Source organism: Sorangium sp. So ce367 (assembly GCF_051520455.1).
Classification (GTDB): Bacteria; Myxococcota_A; Polyangia; order Polyangiales; family Polyangiaceae; genus Sorangium; species Sorangium cellulosum_B.
The window spans coordinates 12,471,397-12,494,820 of sequence record NZ_CP150334.1; the positions used below are offsets into that span (position 1 = coordinate 12,471,397).

The 23,424-nt window shown below is 72.1% G+C and carries 24 protein-coding genes; 10 read left to right on the top strand and 14 right to left on the bottom strand.

Annotated elements, in window-relative coordinates:
• Positions 1-109 precede the first annotated feature (109 nt).
• Both WME97_RS47220 and WME97_RS47225 read left to right on the top strand, forming a co-directional pair.
• On the top strand, positions 110-553 hold the full coding sequence (locus tag WME97_RS47220; RefSeq protein ID WP_437547658.1) for a hypothetical protein: 444 nt from the start codon (positions 110-112) through the stop codon (positions 551-553).
• 322 nt (positions 554-875) lie between these two features.
• Positions 876-1,556: a DUF1826 domain-containing protein gene (locus WME97_RS47225; RefSeq protein ID WP_437547659.1), complete on the top strand. Its 681-nt coding sequence runs from the start codon at positions 876-878 to the stop codon at positions 1,554-1,556.
• A 10-nt stretch (positions 1,557-1,566) separates the two neighbouring features.
• Here the strand turns inward: WME97_RS47225 and WME97_RS47230 are convergent, their stop codons facing one another.
• On the bottom strand, positions 1,567-1,917 hold the full coding sequence (locus WME97_RS47230) for a hypothetical protein (protein ID WP_437547660.1): 351 nt from the start codon (positions 1,915-1,917) through the stop codon (positions 1,567-1,569).
• Positions 1,918-2,311: 394 nt separating this feature from the next.
• Between WME97_RS47230 and WME97_RS47235 the strand changes: the two genes are divergently transcribed.
• Both WME97_RS47235 and WME97_RS47240 read left to right on the top strand, forming a co-directional pair.
• Complete coding sequence (locus tag WME97_RS47235) at positions 2,312-2,956, top strand: glutathione S-transferase N-terminal domain-containing protein (protein ID WP_437547661.1); 645 nt, start codon at positions 2,312-2,314, stop codon at positions 2,954-2,956.
• A 109-nt stretch (positions 2,957-3,065) separates the two neighbouring features.
• The gene (locus tag WME97_RS47240; protein ID WP_437547662.1) at positions 3,066-4,055 is read left to right on the top strand and encodes a hypothetical protein; all 990 of its coding nucleotides are present in this window, start codon (positions 3,066-3,068) and stop codon (positions 4,053-4,055) included.
• A 150-nt stretch (positions 4,056-4,205) separates the two neighbouring features.
• Here WME97_RS47240 and WME97_RS47245 read toward each other — a convergent pair whose 3' ends face one another.
• Positions 4,206-5,012, bottom strand: a complete 807-nt coding sequence (locus WME97_RS47245; protein WP_437547663.1) for a hypothetical protein — start codon at positions 5,010-5,012, stop codon at positions 4,206-4,208.
• The gene (locus tag WME97_RS47250; protein ID WP_437547664.1) at positions 4,999-5,787 is read right to left on the bottom strand and encodes a hypothetical protein; all 789 of its coding nucleotides are present in this window, start codon (positions 5,785-5,787) and stop codon (positions 4,999-5,001) included. The genes WME97_RS47245 and WME97_RS47250 overlap by 14 nt, the downstream gene beginning before the upstream one ends.
• Positions 5,788-5,870: 83 nt before the next feature.
• Between WME97_RS47250 and WME97_RS47255 the strand changes: the two genes are divergently transcribed.
• A complete protein-coding gene (locus WME97_RS47255; RefSeq protein ID WP_437547665.1) occupies positions 5,871-6,734 on the top strand; it encodes a LysR family transcriptional regulator in 864 nt (287 codons plus the stop codon).
• 24 nt (positions 6,735-6,758) lie between these two features.
• Here WME97_RS47255 and WME97_RS47260 read toward each other — a convergent pair whose 3' ends face one another.
• Positions 6,759-7,703: an MBL fold metallo-hydrolase gene (locus WME97_RS47260; RefSeq protein ID WP_437547666.1), complete on the bottom strand. Its 945-nt coding sequence runs from the start codon at positions 7,701-7,703 to the stop codon at positions 6,759-6,761.
• A gap of 65 nt (positions 7,704-7,768) precedes the next feature.
• Here WME97_RS47260 and WME97_RS47265 point away from each other — a divergent pair, with 65 nt between their 5' ends.
• Both WME97_RS47265 and WME97_RS47270 read left to right on the top strand, forming a co-directional pair.
• Complete coding sequence (locus tag WME97_RS47265) at positions 7,769-8,662, top strand: LysR family transcriptional regulator (protein ID WP_437547667.1); 894 nt, start codon at positions 7,769-7,771, stop codon at positions 8,660-8,662.
• Between the two features lie 40 nt (positions 8,663-8,702).
• On the top strand, positions 8,703-10,346 hold the full coding sequence (locus WME97_RS47270; RefSeq protein ID WP_437547668.1) for a 5'-nucleotidase C-terminal domain-containing protein: 1,644 nt from the start codon (positions 8,703-8,705) through the stop codon (positions 10,344-10,346).
• A gap of 27 nt (positions 10,347-10,373) precedes the next feature.
• Here WME97_RS47270 and WME97_RS47275 read toward each other — a convergent pair whose 3' ends face one another.
• The gene (locus WME97_RS47275; RefSeq protein WP_437547669.1) at positions 10,374-10,868 is read right to left on the bottom strand and encodes a hypothetical protein; all 495 of its coding nucleotides are present in this window, start codon (positions 10,866-10,868) and stop codon (positions 10,374-10,376) included.
• 92 nt (positions 10,869-10,960) lie between these two features.
• Complete coding sequence (locus WME97_RS47280; RefSeq protein WP_437547670.1) at positions 10,961-11,620, bottom strand: siderophore-interacting protein; 660 nt, start codon at positions 11,618-11,620, stop codon at positions 10,961-10,963.
• Between the two features lie 293 nt (positions 11,621-11,913).
• Here WME97_RS47280 and WME97_RS47285 point away from each other — a divergent pair, with 293 nt between their 5' ends.
• The gene (locus tag WME97_RS47285) at positions 11,914-12,456 is read left to right on the top strand and encodes a hypothetical protein (RefSeq protein ID WP_437547671.1); all 543 of its coding nucleotides are present in this window, start codon (positions 11,914-11,916) and stop codon (positions 12,454-12,456) included.
• A gap of 61 nt (positions 12,457-12,517) precedes the next feature.
• On the opposite strand, the gene WME97_RS47290 is transcribed toward WME97_RS47285, so the two are convergent.
• The gene (locus WME97_RS47290) at positions 12,518-13,141 is read right to left on the bottom strand and encodes a DUF4389 domain-containing protein (protein ID WP_437547672.1); all 624 of its coding nucleotides are present in this window, start codon (positions 13,139-13,141) and stop codon (positions 12,518-12,520) included.
• 27 nt (positions 13,142-13,168) lie between these two features.
• The gene (locus tag WME97_RS47295) at positions 13,169-13,630 is read right to left on the bottom strand and encodes a CoA-binding protein (protein ID WP_437547673.1); all 462 of its coding nucleotides are present in this window, start codon (positions 13,628-13,630) and stop codon (positions 13,169-13,171) included.
• Positions 13,631-13,900: 270 nt separating this feature from the next.
• Between WME97_RS47295 and WME97_RS47300 the strand changes: the two genes are divergently transcribed.
• Positions 13,901-14,803: a PfkB family carbohydrate kinase gene (locus WME97_RS47300; protein ID WP_437547674.1), complete on the top strand. Its 903-nt coding sequence runs from the start codon at positions 13,901-13,903 to the stop codon at positions 14,801-14,803.
• A 28-nt stretch (positions 14,804-14,831) separates the two neighbouring features.
• Here the strand turns inward: WME97_RS47300 and WME97_RS47305 are convergent, their stop codons facing one another.
• On the bottom strand, positions 14,832-16,142 hold the full coding sequence (locus WME97_RS47305; RefSeq protein WP_437547675.1) for a hypothetical protein: 1,311 nt from the start codon (positions 16,140-16,142) through the stop codon (positions 14,832-14,834).
• 10 nt (positions 16,143-16,152) lie between these two features.
• Positions 16,153-17,529, bottom strand: a complete 1,377-nt coding sequence (locus WME97_RS47310; protein ID WP_437547676.1) for a hypothetical protein — start codon at positions 17,527-17,529, stop codon at positions 16,153-16,155.
• Positions 17,530-17,779: 250 nt separating this feature from the next.
• On the opposite strand from WME97_RS47310, the gene WME97_RS47315 reads away from it, so the two are divergent.
• A complete protein-coding gene (locus tag WME97_RS47315; protein ID WP_437547677.1) occupies positions 17,780-18,493 on the top strand; it encodes a glutathione S-transferase family protein in 714 nt (237 codons plus the stop codon).
• 144 nt (positions 18,494-18,637) lie between these two features.
• Here the strand turns inward: WME97_RS47315 and WME97_RS47320 are convergent, their stop codons facing one another.
• From WME97_RS47320 to WME97_RS47335, 4 genes are all read right to left on the bottom strand, one after another.
• Positions 18,638-20,557, bottom strand: a complete 1,920-nt coding sequence (locus tag WME97_RS47320; protein WP_437547678.1) for an ATP-binding protein — start codon at positions 20,555-20,557, stop codon at positions 18,638-18,640.
• A 238-nt stretch (positions 20,558-20,795) separates the two neighbouring features.
• Positions 20,796-21,110 (bottom strand): DUF3817 domain-containing protein, encoded by a 315-nt coding sequence (locus WME97_RS47325; protein WP_437555637.1) that lies wholly within the window; start codon positions 21,108-21,110, stop codon positions 20,796-20,798.
• 312 nt (positions 21,111-21,422) lie between these two features.
• Positions 21,423-22,139 carry a DJ-1/PfpI family protein gene (locus tag WME97_RS47330; protein ID WP_437547679.1) on the bottom strand — a complete coding sequence of 239 codons (717 nt, stop codon included), beginning with the start codon at positions 22,137-22,139 and terminating at the stop codon, positions 21,423-21,425.
• A 268-nt stretch (positions 22,140-22,407) separates the two neighbouring features.
• Positions 22,408-23,361, bottom strand: a complete 954-nt coding sequence (locus tag WME97_RS47335) for a GlxA family transcriptional regulator (protein WP_437547680.1) — start codon at positions 23,359-23,361, stop codon at positions 22,408-22,410.
• Between the last annotated feature and the right edge of the window lie 63 nt (positions 23,362-23,424).

The window sequence follows — 23,424 nt, forward strand, 5'->3', positions numbered from 1 at the left end:
AGGGGCGTCGCCGCGGGGTCGTAGCTCGCCTGGCCTGGCCTGGCCTGGCCGGGCTGGAGCGCCGAAGGATGAGGCTGCCTGCCCTCGCGAAGGGCCTACACTGGGATGCATGCCCCTCAGCGACGACATCCCCGAGTGGAAGGCGCTGCGAGACACCTTGAGCGATCTGGTGGCCCGCGCCGGCGCCGCCGCCGCGGCCGTGATCGATGAATCGAACAACATCTGGTGTGCCTGGCCGGTCGCGCCCACGGTGCTCCCGCTCGCCGCGCGCTTTGCCGAGCGGGAGATGGCCGCCCGGTCGGGTCCACCCTTGCGGCGGGGCGGCCGGCTCCGCGTGGCTCGCCCCGCCGCTCCTCCCGAGGACTCGTACCTCGCCGAGTCGTTCGGAGGGATTTACATGCTGGTGCTGTGGTTCAAGGGTCCGTTCGACGCTGATTTCCAGCGCGCGCGTTTGCGGCGCGAGCTTCCCCGGATCGAGGCGCAGACGGTCGCGCTGCCGCCTCCGGATGGGCCGGAGGCCGGCGAGGGCGCTGCGAGGATGCGCGTTCCGTAGAGCGGCTAGCTGCCGTCTGGAGGCCTGCCGCCTGAAATGGCTTCCTCGGACCCCGGCTCGATCCGCGTGATAGATGACGCGTTCCCAGTCAGGAGGCGAGTAGTTCAGGTCGTCGTCTCCACAGCGGTAGCTCACGTCGAGCGATCCATCCACCGTATGCCAGCACATCCGCTGCTGGCAGCGACATCACGCTATCGAGTTGCCTGTTGATGCAACTTGGTTGCATAAACGCCGTGATCCATGGCATCATGGCTCTCGAGGCTTCGTCGCGGCATGGTGGCTCATGTCGCGGCGCCTACCACGGAAGGCCAGACAAGACGTGATGACGACAACGACCGCTGAGGAACACGAGGATTTTGCATCGCCGCGCGCGCCGCCTGCCAGCTCGACGCGCATCGTGACGGAGCTCGTCGACCTGGCCGAGCTCGCGGCGCCCGAGGTGAGCGTCTGCGTGCTGCGGCGGGGCGTCGACCCCGACGTGGACGGCTTCGTGCGCGAATGGCTGCTGCCACGGCCGCTCGCCGAGGCGCTGAGCGTCGATCCGGTCGCGCCCGACCTCGCGGCGCTGGCTGCTGGAGCACCCCCCTCGCCCGGTCGTGAAGCCTTCCTCGAGGACGTGCGCGGGCTGATATCGCTCTTCGCGGATCTCACGGGCTGCCCGCGGGTCGGCCTACGGCTCGCGCGGCTCGACAAGCCCATGTGCCCTCGTCTCCACGCCGACATGGTGACCGCCCGCCTGGTGACCACCTATGTCGGGCCTGGGACGGAGTGGGCAGAGTACGCCGACGTCCGGCGGGACCGGCTCGGACATCGCGCCAACGGTGTCCCCGACGAGGTCTCGGGGGTGCTGCGCGCCGGCGCGCGCCTCCGCCGGATGGAGCCGTTCGACGTCGGGCTGCTGAAGGGAGAGGCGTGGCCGGGCAACCAGGACCGCGGCGCGGTGCACCGGTCGCCGCCCGGAACGTCGCCACGTGTCGTCGTGACGCTCGACGCCCTGGCCTGAATCCGCGGCGCTACGCCGTCAGCTGTACGTCGCCGTGATGGTCGCAGTGCCCGCCGTGCGGGTGGTGCAAGTGGCCGTCGACGAGGAAGTCCACGTGATCTCCGTGAGGAACAGCGGGGTGCCCGCAGTTGTCTCCGTGCGCGTGCTTCACGTCGTGCCCTGAGCACGCGTGGCTCGGGGTGCACTGCGCAGGGTTCTCCTCGTTCACCGAGAGGACGTGCTCGTCGACATGGTCGTCATGCCGGTGGTGCAAGTGGCCATCGTGCAGGTAGTCGACGTGGTCACCGTGACGTATCGCCTGGTGTCCGCACGCCTGGCCGTGATCGTGCGCATGCTCATCGTGCGTCGCGTGGTCCTTCATCCTGGTCTCCTTGTCGAGCGCGGGAAAACGCACAGCTCTGAAAGGTGAAGAGGCTGATTGCATCAACCCCTGAAGCACGACTTCTCGGCTGGCAGACACGAGAAATTGGGCTCCAGGTGACCAAACCTACCCGCACGGCGCGCGGTGGTCATCGAAAATTCGCGTGAGGCGGCAATCGCCTGGACAGGCACGGCTCCCGGCCAGCCTTGCCGCTGCTCCACCTGCCAGAGCACTCGCCTCCCCGTGGGATGCTTGACGGCGCGGGTCGGACGCCAGCTATGCTACCGCTCCACGATGCGTGGGAGCCGCACGGCGGGGCCGGCTCGGAGCTCGAGGCGATCCACGCGTCGGACCCTCATCGACGCTGAATGGTCCCTGGATCGGAGGAGCAAGCATGTCAGAGGCTCTAGGAGAGCTCGTCAAGCCCGTCATCGTCGGCCGTTCCAGCTCGCACTTCACGCGTGTCACGCGGATCTTCGCCGTGGAGATGGGGGTCGACCATTCGCTCGAGGTCGTGCGGGACCTCATGTCGTCCAACGCGGCGGACTACGGGGGCAACCCCGCGCTCAAGATGCCGGCTCTCCGGACATCCCGCGGCGTGTGGTTCGGCGCGCTCAACATCTGCCGCGAGCTGTCGCGGCAGTCGAAGCGCACGGTACGCACGGTATGGCCGGAGGACCTCGACCAACCCCTCCTCGCGAACGCCCAGGAGCTCGTCGTTCATGCGATGGCGACGGAGGTCGGGCTGATCATGGCCGGCGCCGCCGGGGCCGGCGATGGAGGCGCGCACCATGCCAAGCAGCGAAAGAGCCTTATGAACACCATGTCATGGCTGGAGGACAACGCGGGGCACGCGCTCGCCGCGCTCCCGTCGGACCGGGATCTGAGCTACCTGGAGGTCGCGCTGTTCTGCCTCGTCACGCACCTGGAGTTCCGGCGCGTCCTGCCGACCGAGCCCTATCCGGCGCTGAACGGCTTCTGTCGAGAGTTCGCGGCGCGGGCATCCGCCGTCGAGACCACCTACCGGTTCGACCCCTGAGCGCAGCCCGCCATGGCGCCGCCACCCGCCCGACGCGCATATCTCCTGCGGGGAGCCCGTGATTTCGGCCTCCTCCTCCCTGGCATGCGATCTGCCGGAGACGCCACGCATGGGAGACGCCGATATCACCTTGCGCCACCTCGCCCGGAGGCGACCCGGGGACCTGGCGCGCGCCTTCGTCCCGGAGGGCCGTCGCACCGAGGTCCTGGGCTGGGTCGACAGCCAGGTCACGACCATCGAGCGCCGCGTCGACAAGGCCCTGCGCCTGCGGATCGACGGCGAGCCACGGGTGCTGCATGTCGAGTTCTGCTTCGCGCTCCGTGACGACGTACCGGATCGCGTCTTCGAATACCTCGGCTTCCTCTTCACCGCGCTCCGCCTCGACGCCCCCGGCGAGCCGGTGCCGCCGATCGAGAGCGTCGTCGTGGTCCTCTCGGGGAGAAGGCGGCGCCTGCCTGCGACGGGCGAGCGCTCTACCGCCTGGCCGGGGCGGCCGTTCAGCGGCGCGCACTTCCGGATCGATGCCGTCTACCAGCGCACGGTGGCGGAGCTCCGGGCGCGTGGCAGCGTGCTCTGGCTGGTGTTCGCCCCGCTGGCGCGGGACGCGACCGCGGCGGCGCTGCGGGATGTCGTCGCGGAGATCCACGCGGGGGCGGCGACGGCCGCGGAGCGGGCCGAGCTGTACACGGCGCTGCTGGTGATGGCCGCCATCGATCCCTGGGGGCATAATCTGATGAAGGAGCTCGTCGACATGGTGGAGGACAAGGAAGAGGGGCTGCTCCGGCGCACACCGATCATCGGGGAGCTGATCCTCGAGGCCGAGCAACGAGGGGAGCAACGAGGGGAGCAACGCGGGGAGGAGCGAGGAGAGCAGCGAGGCGAGCGAAGGGGCGAGCAGCGTGGAGAGGAGAAGGCGATCGCGGAGCTGCTCGGTCGCCTCTTCGCGCGGCGGATCGGCCGACGACCCACGGCGGAAGAAGAGCGCTCGATCATCGAGCGAGCCCGCGCGATCGGTCCGGGCGAGGTCGAAGATGCCTTGCTCGATCTCGAGAGCGAGGCGCTGGTTCGCTGGCTCGCGGAGCCGGTGCGGAGCTCCTGAGCTCCCGAAGGAGCCTGGCGAGCCGGACTGTCGCATAGAAGATGGGAGTAGGGTCGGCTTCCAACGGAATACCCGAGAAGCGCGTTCATTGAGCGCGCTCGCGCGTCGGGGCCGCGTTGACCGGCCGAAGACACCGGCGAAGGCGCCTGCTCAGATGCCGTGGCCGATCTCCACGCCGAGGACTCCGCTGAACCCGAGGTAATCGTCTCGCACCAACGTGTCGAAGCCGGGGACCGCCGTGAAGCTCGCGCCCACGTAGGGCCTGAACCACCGCGCATCGTCCGGCTGGTACCCGAGGCGCAGCCCCGTATCGACGACCACGCCGAGGGAGGAGTCCTTACCCGCGAAGAGCTCGTCCTCCCACGCGCTCACGCGGCGTCCGTCGGGCGTCTTGCGATCGTTCCCCTGCAAGTAGAAGCCGAACCCGCCGTAGCCGACCGTGATCGGGATCTGGACCGCCAGCGCCTCCGCGAAGGGCAGCCGGAACGAGAGCCCGACGTGCGCGCCCAGCATGGATCCGTCGGACTTGAGCTCGAGCGTGTGTTGCCCCTTGTAGGTCTGCCCTCCGGGCAGCGCGACGTCGAAGGTGGCAGGATTCATGGGCCCCGGCCGCCCGAGCCCACCCAGGCCGAGGCGCACCAGGCCGTTGGCGAAGGTCACGCCGGCGGCGAACGCCGGCCCGTGCGACACGTGTCCTCCCAGGCCCATCACGCGCCACTCGAGGTCGACGAAGCCGCCCACCGGGACGTCCGGCGCGGGCCGGCGCGCGCCCAGCGCGTCCGCGGCCCCGGGCGGCCCGGCATCGAAGGCGCCCGCGCCGGCGCGCTCGACGGCCCCGGACCCGGCGTCCGGAGCCTGCGCGTCGGCCCGCGCGGCCCCGAGCAGGAGCGCGAGGCACGCGCTCGACGCGAGCGTCATGCGGTGAAGGCGGTGGCCGCGGCGGTCAGTGAGCGACACGGGAGCCTCCTTGTCCGAAAGCGAAGCGCGCTCCGAAGGAGCCCTCGAGCAGGAACTTGCCGTTGTCGCCGTTGAATCCAAAGCTGCCTCCCGCGCTGGCGTCGAGGGTGAGGAGAACGTGCTCGGACACGGCGTAGCCGGCGCCCGCCGTCAGGACCTGCGCCAGGTCGGCCAGCTCCGTGGTCGGGTCGAGCTCCAGCTCGAAGCCGACGGTGGCCCCGGCGCGGAGCAGCCACGCCTCGCCGAGCGCGACGTGCGCGACCATCGATAGCTCGTCGACGTGCCGGAGCGCCGACGCGGGTGCGTCGCCGCCTCCCCCGTTGCCGCCTCCGACATCCCGGAGCGCCAGGAACCCCGTCTTGAGGCGCAGATCGAGCTCGAGCGGGCCGTGCGTCACGAGCGGCATCAGGAAGACCGCAGCGCCCGAGGCGCCGCTCGCGCCTTTCACCGTTCGCCCCCCCATGTACGCTCGCTCGAGGGCCCAGAAGGAGGCAGCGGCTCCGAGCTGCGTCCCACCCGCGAGGCGCACGCGGCCGTCGAGCTCCAGGCCGCCGCCCGTGTCCCTGCCCACGAGGCGTGATCCAAGGACGAGGCGAGCCTCCGCGGGCACCGGACCCGCGGAATCGGCGCCGCGGGGCGCGACCTCCGGCGGCGGGGATGCCTCCGTGGCCTCGGTCGCGCGGGCGCCCAGAGGCGGCAGCAGCGCGCTCAAGAACGCGAGGAGGCGGAGCAGACGGCCCCGCCTCGGTCCATCGAACGTGTGGCGTACGAGCATGCAGGCAGGATGGCCAGCGCCCGCTCATGCCGGTAGCGATAGAATACGGCTTACAGTTAGTTCAATTCAGAATAAATTGAGCCATGGATCGGTTCCTCGCGCTGCGCGTGTTCTGCAAGGTGGCGGACAGCGGCAGCTTCTCGCGGGCGGCGCGCGAGCTCTCCATGACGCAATCGGCCGCGAGCCGCGGGATCGCCGATCTGGAGTCGCGGCTGGGCCTCCGGCTGTTCGAGCGCACCACCCGGCGCGTCGCGCTCACCCTGGAGGGGCGCGCGTACTACGAGCAGATCGAGGAGCACGTGCGCGCGCTCGAGGACGCGGAGCTCCGCGCCGCCTCCGGCTTCGGGGACCTCGCGGGCCGCGTGAAGCTCTCGGCGCCCGGGGCGCTCGGCCGCCGCCTCCTCTTGCCGGAGCTCGTGCGGATCATGCATGAATCGCCGGGGCTCGTCGTCGACGCCGCGCTCACCGATCAGCGGGTCGACCTCGTGGCAGGCGCGTTCGATTTCGCGCTTCGCGTCGGCGTCCGCAGCGAGCCGTCGTTCATCGAGCGAACGCTGGGGACCTCGCCCCAGTGGCTCGTCGGCAGCGCCGGCCTGTTCGCGTGCAAGCCGGCGCCGACATCCATGTCGGAGCTCGCCGCGGTGCGGGTCGTGGCGAGCGGCGGGGTGCGCGAGCTCGAGAAGCTGGGGCTCACCGTCAGGCTCACGACCGACGACATCGAGACGAACCTCAGGGCCGTGGAGGCAGGGCTCGGCGTGAGCGTGCTCCCGCGCTGGCTCGTCGCGCGCCGGGTCCAGGAGGGGCGCTTGATCCGGCTCCTGCCCAGGCTCCCGCTGCCGAGCCCGCCCCTCGTCGTCGTCTACCCCCGGCGGCTCCGGCGCGTGGCGCGCCAGGTGCTGGAGCGGCTGGAGCGGCACCTCCAGAAGGAGCTCACCTCCGACGGATGAGCGCCTGCCGGGAAGGCCCGGCGCTCACAGCGACTGGTGCCCGAGGCGCACCTGCATCGACGGGTGGCGGGCGGCGAGGGCGCGGAGGAAGGCGAGGCTCTCGGCGCTCCCGGCGGGGTCGGACGAGAAGTTCCCGGGCTCGACGTCGTTCCGCCAGCCCCAGGCCGTGTGGCACACATCGCCTGTGAAGAGCACCGGGCCCTCGGGCGTCCGCGCGACATAGGCGACCGAGCCCGGCGTGTGCCCCGGCGCCGAGAGCGCGAAGAGCGAGGCGTCGCCGAGCACGTCGATCACGCCCTCGCCGCCGAAGGCCCACTCCTCGAGGGGCGCGCGGCCCTCGAGGAGCTGGTCCACGGTGGACTGGGTGAGCGCATGGAACGGGCTCTCGAACGTGGACTCCCCGGGGCCGACGAAGATCGGGACGTCGCGCGCGACGTCGGGCAGGCCGAGCACGTGGTCGATGTGCAGGTGCGTGAGGAGCACGCCGGCCAGCGCCCGCTCGCCGCGAAAGGCGCCGAGGCTGGCCTCCACCCGCAAGGCGCCGAAGTTGAGCGCCTGTCCGACGGGGCCGGTGCGGAGGGGATGGTCGCTCGCCGCGAGCGCCTGCGACGCGCCGGTGTCGATGAGGTACAGGCCCCGCGCCGGGTGCGCGAGCGCGTGAAAGGTGATGTCGACAGGCTCGAGGCCGTCGGTCAGGCCGGCGGCGCGCTCGTGGGCCAAGTTGATGAGCCCGGCGCGGCTGGTCTCCCACCGCGCGCTGACGACGGTCTCGACGGTGATGGGGCCCGCCTCGTCGAGGAGCGCCTCCATCACCTGCAGCCGGATCGGCGTGCCGAGCGTGGCCCTCGTCGCGCCGTGCGTCGACGCGGGCGGGTCCTTCGGCGGCGGGAGCGGCTCGGCGCACGCGCCGAGCAGGAGCGCGGAGGCGAGGAGAGCGCGGGATACGAAGCGGAAGGTGTGCCTGGACATGCCGCCAGTGTGTTCCCCGAAAAATGAATGGGTAACTGGCGAAAGTCGCATGTAGTCATACGCAGATGGATATCTCGTGGGACGACGCGCGGCTGTTCCTCGCGGTGGCGGAGGCAGGCAGCCTGAGCGCCGCCGCGCGCAAGCTGCAGATGACCCAGCCCACGGTGAGCCGGCGGCTGGCAGAGCTGGAGGCGCTCCTCGGCGAGCCCCTCTTCGACCGCGGCGTGGCCGGCACGGCGCTGACGGCGTACGGGGCCGGCCTCGTCGAGCCCGCGCAGCGGATGGCCGACTGGGCCGCCGAGCTGACCCGCGCGGCAGAGCGGCGGCACGCGCCCACGGGCGTGGTCCGGGTGACGGCGCCCCCCGGCATCGCGCACGGCTTTCTCGTCCCGTTCGCGGCGGCCTTCGCGCGGCGCGCGCCGGCGATCGAGCTGCACGTCGTGTCCACGGTGCGCCCGCTCGACCTGACGAGGCGGGAGGCGGATCTGGCGCTGCGGCTGGGCGTCCCGGCCGGCGAGGACAGCGTCGCCTCGGTCGACATCGAGCTGCGCGCCTTCGCGTCGGAGCAGTACGCGGCGCGGGCGGCGGGCAAGGCCGATCCCGCGGAGCTCGCGTGGATCGGCTGGGCGCCGCCGCTCGACGACCTCTCGCCGAACAGCGCGCTCGGCCGCCTGATCCCGGGGTGGCGCCCGTCGTTCGCGTCCGACGACTACCTCGTTCAGATCCGCGCGTGTGAGCTGGGGCTCGGCGCGATGATGCTCGCGCGCGAGCACCCGCACTTCCGGAGGCACCCGCCGCTCGTGGAGCTGAAGGTGGACCTGCCGCCCGCGCGACGCCCGCTCGTGCTGCTCTGCCCGCGCAGCGCCAGGGCCATTCCGCGCGTGCGCGCGGTGCTCGAGCCGCTCGCGGAGAGCCTGCGCGCGTGGCGCCCGCCCAAGGCGAGGGGCGCTCGGCGCTGACGGCGTCGCGCGCCCGCGGGCTGGGCTATCTTGGATGGCGATGACCGACGCCGCACACGCCCTGCCCAGAGGCCCCTCTCTGCGGATCGTCTGCGTGAACGACGTGTACTTGCTCGACAACCTCCCGCGCCTCGCGACCCTCGTGCGGCGCCACGCCGCCGCGCCCGCGGATCGCTTCCTGGCGGTGATGGCCGGCGACTTCCTCGCGCCGAGCCTGCTGTCGAGCCTCGATCACGGCAGGGGCATGGTCGACTGCATGAACGCGCTGCCGATCACCCACACCATCTTCGGCAACCACGAGGCCGACGTCGAGCTGCCGGAGCTCAGGGCGCGGGTGCAGGAGTTCCGGGGCACGTGGCTCAACACCAACATGCCCTCGTTCGCCCCGGCGCTGCCGACGCACGAGATCCTCGACGTCTCGAGCCCCGGCGGGCGCGCTGTCCGGATCGGCCTCCTCGGCCTGCTCGTGCACGTGAAGGGCCTGTACCGGCGGGATGCGTTCGGGGGGATCGACATCGAGCCGGCGAACGAGGCGGCCCTCCGCTGGACCCGCCGGCTCCTCCGCGACGAGGGGTGCGCGTGCGTGATCCCGATCACGCACCAGAGCCGCGACCAGGACCTCGAGCTCGCACGGGCGCAGCGCGATCCGTGCTTTCCCGTGATCCTCGGCGGGCACGAGCACGAGGTGATCCTCGACGACGTGGACGGCTGCTGGGTCGTGAAGGCCGGCACGGACGCGGAGAGCGCCGCCATCATCGACCTCGTGTGGCCGGCCATGGCGCCGCCCGCCGGGGTGCCCGACCTGCCCGCGGTCACCGTCCGGATCGAGGAGGTCGGCGCCCATCCCGAGGATCCGGCGATGCGCGCGCGCGTCGACCGCCACATGCAGATCGTGCGGGACCTCGACGCGGCCACCCTCCTCCGGCTCCCGCCGGGGAGCGAGCTCTCGTCCGTCGGGACGCGGGTCCAGCAGACGTCGCTCGGCGCGCTGCTCTGCTCGCGGATCCGCGACGCCTTCGGGGCGGAGGGGTGCCTCTTCAACGGCGGCGGCATCCGCGGCGGCCGCGCGTACCGGGAGCGCCTCACCTACGGGGATCTCAAGGCCGAGGTGCCCTTCAGCAACGAGGTGGTGGTGACCCTCCTGCCTGGCCGCGTCGTCCGCGAGGCCGTCGCCGCGTCGCGGTCGCGCGCCCCCGCCCAGCACGGCGGTTACCTCCAGATCGACGACCGGATGGCGACGGACGCGCGAGGCGTCCTGAGCGCGATCGACGGCCTCCCGCTGGTCGACGAGCGCGCGTACCGGATCGCCCTCCCGCGCGGGCTCCTCGGCGGCATGGATGACATCGCGCCGCTTGTCCGCTTCGCCCAGGAGCACCCGGAGAAGGTGCCGCCGGCGGACAGCGGCCGCGATCCGAAGCTCGTCCTCGTGGAGTCGTTCGCCGCGGACCTCGTCCGCCAGCTCGGGCCCTTCGAGGCGATCGACGCCGACGGGGACGGCCGCGTCTCGGCCGAGGAGCTGAGGGCCGCCGCGTCGAGGGCGAGCTCCGAGACGCCGTCCGAGGTGGTCGTCGGCGAGATGATGAAGGCGCTCGACCGCGACGGCGACAAGCGCGTGACGCGCGGCGAGGTCGACGCGCTTTCCTCCCCGCCGCCCGCGGGGGAGCACGGTCGATCCGACCCCTGAGGGGTCTCTTTTTCTACGCGGATCAGCTCACCGCGAGCGGCGTAGGCCGTCCGGCACCGCGCGCACGGCGCTCTGGATGGCGGCCCGGAGGGCGTCGCGCTGGGCGCGCTCGCCGGCCGCCGCGCTGTCCTCGACCCGCGCGCGGCCCTCGACCACGAAGAGGATGTTGCCCGTGTCGAGCTCGCGCACGGCCGCCGATACCACGCAGGCCGCCGTCAGGGTTCGCTCCCCGGTGCGCTTCGTGTCCAGGCGCACCACGGTGGCGGCGACGCCGTAGCGGCGGGTGAGCCGGAGCGGGCTCCAGTCGATCGCCGAGATCTCGGCGGACGCGTCCTGCCGCAGGAGAGGGACCACGTCACCGAGCCGCGTGGCGGCGGGATGCACGCGGCTCCGCGTCTCGGCGAGCGTGACGCCGGCGCGGGCGCGCGGCGCCTCGGCGACGCCGCTCCGCGGGTCCGGACGGGCGTCAGCAGAGAGCGTGAGTAGCGCGACGGCGAGCGCCCAGCGTCCGATCTGCATCATCGATCCCGGCCACCTCGAGCCGAGGGGCTATCAGGATGCGCGAGGATGGCCAACAAACCACCCTTCCAGCGCTCGCCGGTGTGCAGAGAGGGTCAGTCGATCCCGGTCTTGCCCGCGATCCAGTAGGCCTTGGCGCGCACCTCCCGCACCCCGGCCGCCCGGAGCACCTCCCGGGCCCGCTGGACCCACGCGCCGCCGCCGCAGGCCACCGCCGTGGCGACGCCCGCCGCGCGCTCGCGGAGCAAAGCGGCGGCCTCCTCGTCGGACCCCGCGAGGTCCACGGAGACGTCGAGCGATCGCGACGCCGCCTCCGCCGCGGGGACGTTCGTCACCCGGAGGACGGCGTGGGCGCCGAGGCGGCGCGCCGAGGCCGCCACGCCGAGCGAGGTCTCGTCGCCGGTCAGGAGGCCCACGCCTCCCAGACGGAGGGAGCGTTGCGGGCCGACGAACCGCACGACGTCGCCCGGGCGGACGGCCTCCGTCCACCGTGCGCCCGGCGCGCTCCCGTGCGCGTGGAGGAGCAGCGTGGTCCGACCCCCCGCCCAGTCGATCGGGGTGTACGTCCGCACGTCGTTCGAGGGGAGGAGCACCTGGATCTTGTCGCCGGGCTGCCAGCTGCTCGTGCGCAGCCCCTCGCCCTCGAGCACCACGCGCCGGTAGAGCGGGTGGGGCGTGCCCACGGCCTGCACCTTCGCCTCGGTCAGCACCAGCCCGCCGAGGAGCCCGAGCAAGCGACCTTTTCCGGATGCCATGCGGGTCAGCGTAGTCAGGGCGACCGCGTCGGTGCGTGAAGAAGCGCAAAGGCCGGAGGACCGGAGGGCGAAAGCCCTGCACAGTCCTCTGGGCCCGCGCGCTCCAGCGCGGTCACGCAGCGGCGGGCACGGGAAGCTCAGGTTGCACGCGTGAAGGGCACATCGTACCGACCGAGTGGAGCTCGCTCGGACCGGCGGCGCTCGAGGGCCGGAGCCCCTGTCAGATCTGACAGAGCTGGGCGAGCGCTGGCGTCTCCACTAACCTCTGTCGGATGACCTCATCCTCCCGTGGCATGAACCCCGCTCGACGGCGCTCCTACCTGGCTTTCGTTCCCGTGCTCACCCTCGGCCTGGTGGTGGCCTGCGGAGGCGACGACGACGGGTCGGGCGACTCGAGCTCGGGCTCGGGCGGCTCGGGCCCGAGCCTCTCGGCGCTCGAAGAGCGCCTCGCCGCCTGTCCCGACATCTCCCTGACGAGCGATCCCAGCGCGAGCGCCTGCCTGGTCGGAACCTACGAGGGGACCACGCCTTCGGGCGAGGCCTGCAGCCTCGAGCTCGGCGAGGTTGGCGCCTACGAGTTCACGAGCCCCTCCCTCACCGTCTCGCACACCGCTCCCGACAAGACGATCTTCGTCTTCGATCACACGTCGATCAGCGGCTTCGAGCAACTCGCGTGGAAGGTGTCCGATCCGATCACGCTCGAGACCTGGTACGAGCTGGACTTCACGGCTCGCTTCGGCACCGGAGCGGACGAGGCAACCTCGAAGATCCAGATCGAGGTCACGGAGCACGGCGAGGACACGACGACGAGCGTCGTCTGCGTCGTCGACCTGTGACGGCTCGCTCCGGCGGCAGGGACCAGCGAACGGGCTCCTTCCTCGGCGCCGAGAGGACGCCTCAGGCGAACGTGCCCGCGTGATCGCGCGGGGTGCCGTCCAGGGGACCCGGATCGAACGCGAACGGCGGGTACTGGTCGACCAGCGACGCATGATAGGCGAGGAGCCGCGCCTGCCACCGGAGCACGCCGCACTGGAAATCGTAGATGGCCGTCGGGACGCGCTCGGTGAAGAGGACCGCGACCGCCGAGACGAGCCACGCCAGATAGGCGACGCAGAAGAGCAGCGCGAGGACGATGGCCGAGGGGAGGCTCGTGAAGAGGCGCAGGAGCGCGTCCTTCGCTGTCGGCGCGCCGGTCGTACCGATGTCGAGGCGCGCGGTCTCGGCGGGGCGATCGAGCGGGAGCCTGTCGGTGAGCAGGAAGAGATAAGCGAACGCGGCCTGTAGCCACACGAGCGCGCGCGTCAGCCTCGGGCCGTCCTCGGCCAGGAACCGGGCCGATCCCTTCTGAGCCACCAGCGCGGCCGCCACGGCGGGCAGGGCCAGATAGACAAGCATCATGACGAAGCCCACCGTGACGCCGGCAATCGAGAGCGCCGCGAGCAGGAGGACACGCGCGAGGAGCTGGACGCGATCGAGCTTCCAGGGGCGCGTGACGGTGAAGGTGACAGGATACGAGGTCATCTCGAGATCTCCCAGGTTCATGGCGCTTCACGCGCGCGCCGGGTAACTCCCCGCGATCTTGTTGGTGAACCGGTGGAGCCGGTGGACGAAGCCCGCGTTCGGGAGGAACATCAGCGGGCACTCGCCCGCGACCACGCGGATCCCGAGCTCCTGACAGGCCTGCACGGCAGGCGCGCTCACTGCACCCTGACCGACCCCCCGGTGCAGCCACACGCGCTGGATGCCGGCAGCGGCGCACGCTCGCACGATCTGCTCGGTGACCTGGGGTGGGGTCATCACGATCGCCCCCTCGACCGGGGGATCGATCTCGCCGACCCCGGCGTACGCCACGCGGCCTTCGATCACGCCGCCCCCCGGGTTCACCGGAACGACGTCGTAACCCCGATCGATGAGCTCCCGCATCACCATCCGGCTGAAGTCCTTGTCGTCATGCGACGCGCCCACCAGGGCCACCCGCCGGTGGGAGAGGAATTCATTGACGTCTTCCATCCTGTTCCGCATTGGGGCCTCCCGCGCTCCGCTCGTGCGCTCGTCACGACCGACGATTGACGATGCTCGACGATTGCATGGCTCGTGCCGGCCGGCGCAGGCGCGGCGCAGGCCGGAGGGCCTGTCCCCTGCCACGCAACACGTGCGCCTGCGGTGCAGTTCGTGCTGGGCCGAAGGTTCACGAGTGCAGCAGGAGCAGCTCGACGTCTGTGGTGACGATCAAGTTACGGCGCGCTGCTGCGATCCCCGTGGTGTAAGATGGGGATCCCCATGGCATCGATGTTTGCGAGCGCTGGGCGGGTTGCCGCGGCGCGGGTCGCGCCGTCGCTGGGGGCGACCCTGGACGTCATCTGTGCCGGCGAGGCCCTCTGGGATCTCGCGCCTCCAGGCGGTGCCTCGCTGCGGTTCCGTCCAGGCGGCGGGGCGGTGAACGCCGCTGTCGCGCTCGCGCGGAGCGGGCTGCGCGTGGGGCTCGCGGCCGCGCTCGGCGACGACGCCCCGGGTCGGGCGCTCCTGGCGAGGGTCGCGGCGGCCGGCGTCGACGTCGCGGGTGTGGCGCTGATCCCGACCCGCCAGGGGCTCATCCTGCTGGAGGACACCGGCGGGGCGCGGCACATGGTCGCCCACCGCGCAGAGGACGAACTGCCCCTCTCGGTGCCCGAGGGGTGGGCGGCGCCGGTGCTGCTGCTCTCGGGGATCTCTCCGGCGCTCGCGCCGATCGCCGCGCTCTGCCGGGCCGCGCGGGCCGCGCGCCGTACGGGCACCGTCGTCGTCGTCGACCTCAACGCGCGGTGGCGCCTCTGGGCCGGGCGCGATCCGCGCGTGCTCCACGCCCTGCTCCGCGAGGCCGACGTGGTGCGGTGCAGCGCGGCGGACCTCGCCGGGCTCGGCCTCGACGACGCCCAGGTGCGCGCCGCCATGCGGCCGAGCGCGACCCTGGTGCTCACCCAGGGCGCCGGCGCAGCGCGCGCCGCCGGCCCCTTCGGCGAGATCGCGCTCGCCCCGCCGGTCGTGGCCGAGACCCGCGCGGCGGGCGCGGGCGACGCGTTCACCGCCGCGATCTGCGCCGAGATCGCCCGCGCCGGCGACCACGGCCCGGAGCGCCCCGACCTCTGGACCCGCGCGATCCAGCGCGGTCACGCCGCGGCGAGCGCGAGGGTCGGCCGGCGTTGAGGCCGGGCTCCCCCGGCGGAGAGCGCGGTCACGGGCCCTTCGGCCCGCGCACCAGCGCCCCCGTCGCGGGCCCGCCGTTCCACGCGAGGCTGAAGTAGACGTTGGTCCCGTCCACGGCGATGCCCCACGGGTAGCTCAGGTTGCGCGCGTGCGTCGCGACATCGCTGCCGTCGAGCCGCGCGCTCTGCACCTGGCCGTCGGCCTCCCGCGCGGTCGTCCAGAAGACGCGCGCGTCGTCGAACGCGAGCTGCGCGGGGATCTGCGGCAGATCCGGGACGACCCTGCGGAGCGGGCTCCCGGGCGAGAACGTGGCGATCCCGCGCCCCTCGATGAGCCACAGCGCGCCGCCGCGCGCCACGAGAGCGCGCGGGGCGACCAGCGCCTCGTGCAGCCTCTCCGGCGCGCTCGGCGGCGCCGCGTCGCGCGCCACCCGGTAGATCGCGCCGTCGGCCGCGCCGGTGCCCCGCGCGGTCACGTACACGTGGCCGGCGTCGAGCGCCACCCCGCTGGCGGCGCCCGGGATGGCCGCGAGCATCACCTTCGCCGCGCCGGGCTCGGCGCCGAGCGGCAGCGTGAACAGCCCGCCGTCCTCGAACGCCGGCGGCGTCCCCGCCTCGACCCAGTAGAGCGCGCCCTTGTCGACAGCGAGCGCCGTGACGCGGCGGGCGTCGGGCGCGAGCTCGGTCACCTCGCCGCCGGCCTTCGGGACGGCCGCGAGGCCGCGCGCGTGCGCGAAGTACACAGCGGCCTCGTCGAGCGCGAGCGGGCCCGGGAGCTCCTGCTCGGGCGCGAGCGCCACCGGCGTCCCGCCGCCCGGATCGAGCCGCATGACGCTCCCGTCCGGCGCGTCGCCCGTGCCCTGGTTCGTCCAGTAGAGCCCGGTCGCGTCCATCCTGACGAACGTGGGCAGCCGGAGCTCGTCTGCGAGCACGGCGGCGTCGCAGGTGCCGTTCCAGCAGGCGTCGGCGCAGGTCACGCCGCAGGCCCCGCAGTGGCGCGGATCCTCCGTGACGAGGGCCTCGCAGCCGTTGTCGCCGTCGCCGTCGCAGTCGGCCCGCCCGGCGTCGCACGCGAGGGTGCAGGCGCCCGCCGCGCAGAGCGCGGTCGCGCCGTCGCCGCCCGCGCAGCGCGCGCCGCACGCGCCGCAGCTCTCGACGCTCGTCAGCAGGGCGGCCTCGCAGCCGTTGTCGCTGTCGCCGTCGCAATCGGCGAAGCCTTCGGGGCAGAGGTCCTCGCGCGGCGTCGTGGGCCCGGGCGGCGCGGCGCTCGGCGGTGAAGAGCAGGCGGCGAGCAGGAGCGCGCCGAGACCGAACAGTGCATGAAAGGGGTTCGAAGGCATCGGCGTCTCCTCAGGGGTTCGGGTGGACGACAGGCAGGAACGCCACGCACATCTCGTCGAGCGTCGACTCGCCGAGGACGATGTCCTGCGGCGCGGGCAGGCGCTCTTCGATGAGCTGCGCCGCGAGCGCCGGGTTCTCCGTCGTGTTGTCGTACGTGCAGCGCAGCTCGATCGTGTCGCCCGACCGCAGCGTGGGCAGCTCGTCGATCGGCGCGTCGTAGCTGTAGAGACGCTGCCAGTTGTAGTCCCACGCCGGCGTCTGGACGAGGCACTGGCGGTCGGCCTCGTCGCCCCGCGGATCGGCGCGGATCTGGTCGACCTTGAGGTCGACGCCGGCCCGGTGCATGTGGACGCCGGCGCCGTAGATCGAGATCTCGGGGATCGGGAAGTCGATGACGTACCGCATCCGCTCCACGTGCCCCCGGGCGCCGGCCGGGATCCGGAACTCGACGCTCCCGCGGTCGCCCGGCCCGGGCAAAAGCCCGTTGCCGTCCCGGAATGGCGCCTCGGCGTTGCCGAGCGCGAGGTTCGAGAGCGCGCGGCTCGGCTTCTCGTCCGCGAGGCGCAGCGCGACCCGGGTCGCGTCGGGCGAGGGCGCCTCGCCCGGCTTCGGGTGGTAGTGGACCTGCATCACGAGCAGCGCGTTCGCTGGCACCGAGATGCCGATGTCCGGCGGCAGCTCGAACGCCTGCGTGCCCGGCGCCCAGGCGCCGAGCAGCGACGTCTCGGAGAGGCGCGCGTCGCCGAAGCACTCGTAGCTGCCGCTCTCGCCGCCGAGCGCCTCTCCCTCGCGGTTCGCGTCGATGAAGAGCAGCGCGTGGTGCACGACAGCGCGGTTGCCCGGCAGCACGTCGTAGCCCTGGACCCACGCCTGCTCCGTGAGCCCCGGATCGAGGACGAAGCAGCGGAAGCTGTCGGAGCCCTCCGCCGCGGCGAAGGGGGCCCTGGGCGAGAGCTCGAGGTCCGTGCGCGACAGGCCTGCGGCGACGAGCGTATAGGGGGCCGGGGCGTCCGCGGGATCCCCCTTGGGCGCGCCAGCGTCGCTCCAGGCGCGGAGCAGGGCGATCTCGTCGAGGGAGAGGTGCAGGTCCCCGCGGAACGGGCGAGGGGGCGCGCACTCGTCGGTCGGCAGGGCGCCCCACGGCGGCATCCGCCGCGCCTCGGTCTCGTCGGCGATGACCGGCGCGAGCGCCTTCGCGTTCTCGTACGAGGCCAGGCTCACCGGCGCGGTGCCGCCCTGCGCGTGGCACCCGAGGCAGCTCTTCTGGAGCAGCGGCTCGATGTCCCTGTGGAATGTCGGGGTGCTCGCGCCCGGCGCCGCCTCGGGGGAACAACCGAGGAGGAGCGCCGTGGCGGAGGGCAAAACGAAGCGGATGAGAAGACGCATGCGAGGCGCCCAAGCAGCGGGCGTGCCCGAGAGGATTGGCGGCAATCGGCGGGCGGCGCGCGAGGGCGCGTGTCCGCGTCCGGACAGGTGTCCGCCGCGGAGGCGGACAGGTGTCGTGCGCCCGAGGTCCGGCGCCGGTTTCTTGCGGGGGACGAGCGAGGGATTCCGTCCTTCATCCGTCTACGTGGACGCCGCGCCGCTCCTCGGAGAGATGAGATGACGTGCTGGAACTTCAACGAGGAGCGCCGAGATGATCACCCTCTATCAGGCCCCCGCCGCGTGGGGCGTCCCCAACATCAGCCCCTTCTGCCTCAAGCTCGAGACCTGGCTGCGCATGGTCGGCCTCCCCTACGAGGTGCGCTCCGCCGACCCGCTCCGCGCGCCGAAGGGCAAGGTCCCCTATGCCGACATCGACGGCTGTACCGTGGGCGACTCGCAGCTCATCATCGAGCAGCTGGAGCGCGCCCACGGCGACAAGCTCGACGCCCACCTCACCGCGGAGGCGCGCGCTCGAGGTCATGTAATCCGGCGCATGCTCGAAGAGGCGTTCTACTGGATGGTGGTGTTCGTCCGCTGGAGCGAGCCCGAGGGGTGGGCCGCCTACCGCCCCATCTTCCTTCCGCTCATGCCGCCGGTCGTCGGCGGCGTGATCGTCGAGCTCCTGCGCAAAAGGATGACCGGCATGCTCCGCGCGCAGGGCACGGGGCGCCACAGCCGCGAGGAGATCTATGCCCAGGGCAAGGCGGACCTCGGCGCCATCGCCACCCTGCTCGGCGACCAGCCCTTCATGCTCGGGACCGAGCCGAGCTCGGTGGACGCGACCGTGTACGCCCTCCTCGCCAGCGTGCTCCGCTTCCCCGTCGATTCCCCGCTGAAGCGTCACGCCGAGGCCCAGCCCAACCTCGTTGCCTACTGTGAGCGCATGCGGCAACGCTACTATGCCGACTGGAACCCTCCCGCCTGACCCCCGAGGAATCCGCTCATTTGCAGCCCTTTTCAGCGGAGACAATTCACAGGGAGGCGGGGAGACGGGGAGGGGAATCTTCAAAATACTCCCCGTCTCCCCGCCTCCCTGTGAAATTCTCCCCGCTTCGACGACTGGTGCGTATCAGGCGCCTTTACGCGCGAGCCGATACACCGCCGCCACGAGCTCGCCCGGCTGGACCGGCTTGGCGAGGTGGAGCTGGAACCCGGCGTCCCGAGCCTGAACGATGTCCTCGCGCCGGGCGAAGGCGGTGAGCGCCAGCGCCGGCACGGAGCCACCGAGGTCCGGAGCGCGGGATCGGAGCTCGCGAAGGAGGGCGTAGCCGTCCTGCTCCGGCATGGCGATGTCGCTGACGAGCACGTCGGGCCGAGCGCGACTCAGCATCTCGAGCGCGGCCGAGGCCGAGCCGGTCTCGTCCGCCTGGGCGCCCGCCTCGCGCAGCACCATGGTGACGAGCTCCCGCGCGTCCGGCTCGTCGTCGACGACGAGCACGCGCAGCCCGTCGAGCCGGGGGATCGTCCCGGCCGAGGGGTGCTCGATCTCGGACGAGACCTCGGAGCCCTCGCTCTGCGCCAGGGCCACGGCCCGCACCGGCAGGCGCACGCTGAAGGACGCCCCTTTCCCCTCGCCGTCGCTCCGCGCGTGGATGGTGCCGCCATGGATCTCGACGAGGTATTTGACGATCGCCAGCCCGAGACCGAGTCCGCCGTGATGCCGTGTGGTGGCCGCCTCCGCCTGGCGGAACCGCTCGAACACGTGCGGGAGAAAGGCGGCCGAAATGCCTTTCCCGGTATCCGTCACCGTCACCTCGACGCCGCCCGGGCGGAGCGCCGTCTGGAGTCCGACCTTCCCGCCGCCCGGCGTGAACTTCACCGCGTTGACCAGCAGATTCGTGACCACCTGCTGGAAGCGATCGGGATCGCAGACGATGTCCCCGACACCGGGATCGAGCCTGACCTCGAGGCCGATGGCCTTCGCGTCAGCGGCCGGCCGGATGGCGTCGACCGCGGTGCGGACGAGCTCGTTCACGCTCGCGTTCCTGGGGTAGAGGCGGATCTTCCCGGTCACGATGCGCGAGCTCTCGAGGATCTCCTCGATGAGCCTGGCCTGCGCCTCGGCGTTGCGTTCGATGACCGCCATCGCCTTGGGCGCGAGCTCCGGCCGCGAGCGCTGCATGCGCGCCCACCCGAGGATCGCGGTCAGGGGCGTGCGGAGCTCGTGCGAGACGATCGCGAGGAACTCGTCCTTCAGCCGGCTGGTCTCCTCGGCCTGCGCCAGGACCTCGGCCCGCTGCTGCTCGAGGCGCTTCTGATCGTCGACGTCGGTGCAGGTGCCGAACCAGCGGAGGATGCGCCCTGCGTCGTCGCGCATCGGCAGCGCGCGGCCCAGGAACCAGCGGTATGCGCCGTCGGCGCGCCGGAAGCGGTACTCGATCTGGTAGTCTTCCCCCGTCTCGACGGAGCGTTGCCACCGCTCCCAGGCGCGTTGCTGGTCGTCCGGGTGCAGCTGGTCGTTCCAGCCGGCGCCGCGCGTGGCGTCGGGCGTCTCGCCTGTGTAGTCGTACCAGCGGCGGTTGTAGAAATCGTGATACCCGTCGGGCCGCGTCGACCAGACGAGCTGTGGCATCATGTCGAGGATGCGACGAAGGCTGCGCTCGACCTCCGGGATGTCATGGGTCTCCGAGGTCAGCGCTGGAGCGGCCGGCACCGGAGCGGCGCGCTCCTCGACGAACAGGATGCCGACGAACGCCACGGCGCCTGACGCATCGCGGATCGGGAAATAGTGCCCGGTGAACGGGGCGCCGCTGATCGAGCCGAGCGGCACGGCGCGCGAGACGCCGTCGAGCGCCGCGCGAAGCGCCGAGGCGTGCCCGCCCCGCAGCGCGGGCGCGTTCTCGCTGCGCTCGTCGGCGCGCGGGCCGAACCGCGCGCGATACGCCGGGTTCTCGTGGATCGCGACACCAGCCGGGCTCAGCACGAGGACGGGGAGGGGGAGCCCTCCGATGAAGTCGACGAGCCACAGCTGCTCTTGCTGCTGCTTCATCCGCGACGACACCTTATAGCGCACCGGTGCGATCGGCGCTGTCGGCGCGTCGCGACATCGAGGCGGACGAGCGGCTTCGAAAGCAGGCAAGCGTGCCGGGGCGAATGCAACCGCCTCGCAAGCTCAGCCAGTCCTGGCCTGCCCGTCGTACCTGGGCATCACGCCCGTGTCCCTGAGCCGCATCCGCGCGCGGCGCGCGCAGCGCCGGCGCGCGTGACGTGGACGCGACGCGCCGGCGTCAGCCATCGCCGGCCGCCTGCGTGTCGCCCTCGATCTCGCGCTTCAGGGCGCGATCCAGCACGAACGTCCCGAAGGGGACGAGCGACGCGACGAGCGCCGCGAGGGAGCGGCGATGCGGCCAGTCGCGCTCGCTGGCCACGCGGATCAGCGCGCCGACGAACAGGAGGAAGAGGAGCCCGTGGGCGCTGCCGACGATCCGCACGGCGATCGGCAGCTCGAAGAGGTACTTGAGCGGCATCGCGATGCCGAGGAGGACCAGGAAGGACAGCCCTTCCAGGAAGCCGACGAGGCGCAGGGCGCGGAGCGCGCTCATCGTTCGACACCAGACCAGATGGGTTGAAAGACCATCATCAGCAGCACCACGAAGGGAAGGGTAAAGGTCATTACGAACGCGCCCGCCGTGGACGAGGGCGAGCTGCGAAGCCAGCGGCGGGGTGATCGCCGCGGCGATCCAGAGCTCCGTCATGGGGAGTTGCCGCAGCGCGGTCAAGAGGTATCCCGCGATCCACGTGACGACCAGCCCCGGGGAGGCCGCGGCGTGGACGGCGCGCTCCCGATCGACGAGGGATGCGGCGACAGATGCTGGCATGATGCTGCGGCCCGTGGCGGCCGCGCGGCCGGCGCTTCAGCTCGCCCTGCTGCTCCTCTCGGCGACGATCTTCCGCATCTGCTGATCGTAGGGGTCGAGGACGCTCAATAGGCGCTGCGTCAGCTCGGGTCCCGCAGCTTCGGGCGTCCCGGCGTTGAAGGGCGGGGCGGGGTCGTATTCCAGCATGAGCTGCGTCAGCTTCGCGGCATCGTCTCCGCGCAGCAGCGCCAGCAGCGTCAGCCCGAAATCGATGCCTGCGGTCACCCCGCCGCCCGAGATCCGGTTGCGATCGACCACGACGCGCGCCCGGACACACTCCACGCCGAACGCCTCCAGGATGTGGCGCGTGGACCAGTGTGTCGTGGCCTTGTATCCTTGCATCAAACCTGCCGCCGCCAGGATGAGCGACCCCGTGCACACGGAGGTCACGTACCTGGAGCGGGCGCCCCGATCCCTCAGGAAGCGAAGGACCTCCTGATCCACCATGGCGTCGGGGGTGCCCATGCCGCCCGGCACGAACAGGATGTCCAGGTCGTCCGGACAGTCGCTGAAGGTCGCCGTCGGCTGGATAGGAACCCCCGAGTCCGTCATGACCAGGTCGCGCGTCTTCCAGAGCAGATAGGTCGTCGCATGAGCGGTCAGCACGCTTTGCGGGCCGATCAGATCCAGCGCCGTGAGGCCCGGGTAGAGCACCATGCCGACCTGGAGCGGCGGCTGAGGATCTGGCAGCTTGATGTCATAGGTGTCCGTCATCGTTCGTCCCTGAACCCTTTCGTTTCGTCTCGTCATCCGCCGATGATCGCCTCGATGGCTGGGCTTCGCCTCGACGCGGCCGTGCGCCCGGCGCTCATGAGCGCGCTTCGCAGGCCTGACTGTGAGCGGCGCCGGCCGCGGCGGAAAGGACATCGTCCCCTGCTTTCAGGACACGCGGGCGCAGGGCCCCGCGCACCCCGTCGCGTGCAGCCGTGCGCGAAGTATCCGGCGAGCGTCGACGGCGCTCGGCCGAGCGCCCGGCGTCCGCTCACGCTCGGCCGAAGCGCCTCCGGTAGTCCTCCGGCGTGACCTGCAGGGTGCGCTGGAACGCGCGCCGCATCCGCTCGTCCGAACCGAAGCCGCAGTCGCGCGCCAGCTGCTTCATCGACGCTCGGCCCCCCTCGAGGCAGGAGCGCGCCTGCTCCAGCCGGGCCGCCTCGACGAACTTCGCGGGGGTCATCCGCATGGCCCGGGTGAACGTCCGCGCGAAGTTGCGCGGGCTCATCCCGGCCCGCTCCGCCAGCGCCTCGACGCGCAGGTCGGCGTCGAGGTGCCGGAGCACCCAGTCGATCACGCCCTGCAGCGGGCCCGCGGCGACCGTCTGCGCGAGCAGCGGGCGGCTGAACTGGGACTGTCCACCCGGGCGCTTGAGGAACACCACGAGCCCCCGCGCCACCAGGAGCGCCATGTCGTATCCGAGATCCTCCTCCACCATCGAGAGCGCGAGGTCGATGCCCGCCGTCATGCCCGCCGACGTGTAGATCTTCCCGGAGCGCACGAAGATGGCGTCGGGGTCGACCTCGACGCCGGGAAACTCGCGCGCGAGCGCTGCCGCGGAATGCCAGTGGGTGGCCGCGCGGCGCCCCGCGAGCAGCCCCGCGGCGGCGAGGAGGAAGGCGCCTGTGCAGACGGCGCCCATGCGCCGCACCTCGGGCGTCGTCGCGCGCAGCCAGGCGAGCAGCCGGGCGTCCCGCGTCGCTTCACGGGTCTCGCCCCCGGCGACAAGCACCGTGTCGATGCCGGGGGCCAGATCCGCGAGCGCCTTGTGGGCGACGATCTGCACCCCCGACAGCGTCCGGATCACGCCGCCGTCCACGGCGGCGATCTCGACCGCATAGGCGGGGGGAGCGCCGGGCACCTTCGCTCTCGCGATGTCCGAGGCCAGGGCGAATACGTCGGTGGGCCCCACCACGTCGATGGCGCTCGCGCCGTCGTAGGCCACGGCCACCACCCTGCGCGTCGGTCCATGGCGATGCGCGCGCGGCGCGGCAGAGGGAGCGGATTT

Bases quoted from the DNA above. Each gene is read 5' to 3' on its own strand.
- WME97_RS47235 (WP_437547661.1), top strand. From the start codon at position 2,312: ATGTCAGAGGCTCTAGGAGAGCTCGTCAAGCCCGTCATCGTCGGCCGT.
- WME97_RS47225 (WP_437547659.1), top strand. From the start codon at position 876: ATGACGACAACGACCGCTGAGGAACACGAGGATTTTGCATCGCCGCGC.
- WME97_RS47285 (WP_437547671.1), top strand. From the start codon at position 11,914: ATGAACCCCGCTCGACGGCGCTCCTACCTGGCTTTCGTTCCCGTGCTC.
- WME97_RS47220 (WP_437547658.1), top strand. From the start codon at position 110: ATGCCCCTCAGCGACGACATCCCCGAGTGGAAGGCGCTGCGAGACACC.
- WME97_RS47290 (WP_437547672.1), bottom strand. From the start codon at position 13,141: ATGACCTCGTATCCTGTCACCTTCACCGTCACGCGCCCCTGGAAGCTC.
- WME97_RS47270 (WP_437547668.1), top strand. From the start codon at position 8,703: ATGACCGACGCCGCACACGCCCTGCCCAGAGGCCCCTCTCTGCGGATC.
- WME97_RS47250 (WP_437547664.1), bottom strand. From the start codon at position 5,787: ATGCTCGTACGCCACACGTTCGATGGACCGAGGCGGGGCCGTCTGCTC.
- WME97_RS47320 (WP_437547678.1), bottom strand. From the start codon at position 20,557: ATGAAGCAGCAGCAAGAGCAGCTGTGGCTCGTCGACTTCATCGGAGGG.
- WME97_RS47305 (WP_437547675.1), bottom strand. From the start codon at position 16,142: ATGCCTTCGAACCCCTTTCATGCACTGTTCGGTCTCGGCGCGCTCCTG.
- WME97_RS47315 (WP_437547677.1), top strand. From the start codon at position 17,780: ATGATCACCCTCTATCAGGCCCCCGCCGCGTGGGGCGTCCCCAACATC.
- WME97_RS47265 (WP_437547667.1), top strand. From the start codon at position 7,769: ATGGATATCTCGTGGGACGACGCGCGGCTGTTCCTCGCGGTGGCGGAG.
- WME97_RS47295 (WP_437547673.1), bottom strand. From the start codon at position 13,630: ATGGAAGACGTCAATGAATTCCTCTCCCACCGGCGGGTGGCCCTGGTG.
- WME97_RS47240 (WP_437547662.1), top strand. From the start codon at position 3,066: ATGGGAGACGCCGATATCACCTTGCGCCACCTCGCCCGGAGGCGACCC.
- WME97_RS47255 (WP_437547665.1), top strand. From the start codon at position 5,871: ATGGATCGGTTCCTCGCGCTGCGCGTGTTCTGCAAGGTGGCGGACAGC.
- WME97_RS47230 (WP_437547660.1), bottom strand. From the start codon at position 1,917: ATGAAGGACCACGCGACGCACGATGAGCATGCGCACGATCACGGCCAG.
- WME97_RS47300 (WP_437547674.1), top strand. From the start codon at position 13,901: ATGGCATCGATGTTTGCGAGCGCTGGGCGGGTTGCCGCGGCGCGGGTC.
- WME97_RS47275 (WP_437547669.1), bottom strand. From the start codon at position 10,868: ATGATGCAGATCGGACGCTGGGCGCTCGCCGTCGCGCTACTCACGCTC.
- WME97_RS47260 (WP_437547666.1), bottom strand. From the start codon at position 7,703: ATGTCCAGGCACACCTTCCGCTTCGTATCCCGCGCTCTCCTCGCCTCC.
- WME97_RS47330 (WP_437547679.1), bottom strand. From the start codon at position 22,139: ATGACGGACACCTATGACATCAAGCTGCCAGATCCTCAGCCGCCGCTC.
- WME97_RS47325 (WP_437555637.1), bottom strand. From the start codon at position 21,110: ATGAGCGCGCTCCGCGCCCTGCGCCTCGTCGGCTTCCTGGAAGGGCTG.
- WME97_RS47280 (WP_437547670.1), bottom strand. From the start codon at position 11,620: ATGGCATCCGGAAAAGGTCGCTTGCTCGGGCTCCTCGGCGGGCTGGTG.
- WME97_RS47310 (WP_437547676.1), bottom strand. From the start codon at position 17,529: ATGCGTCTTCTCATCCGCTTCGTTTTGCCCTCCGCCACGGCGCTCCTC.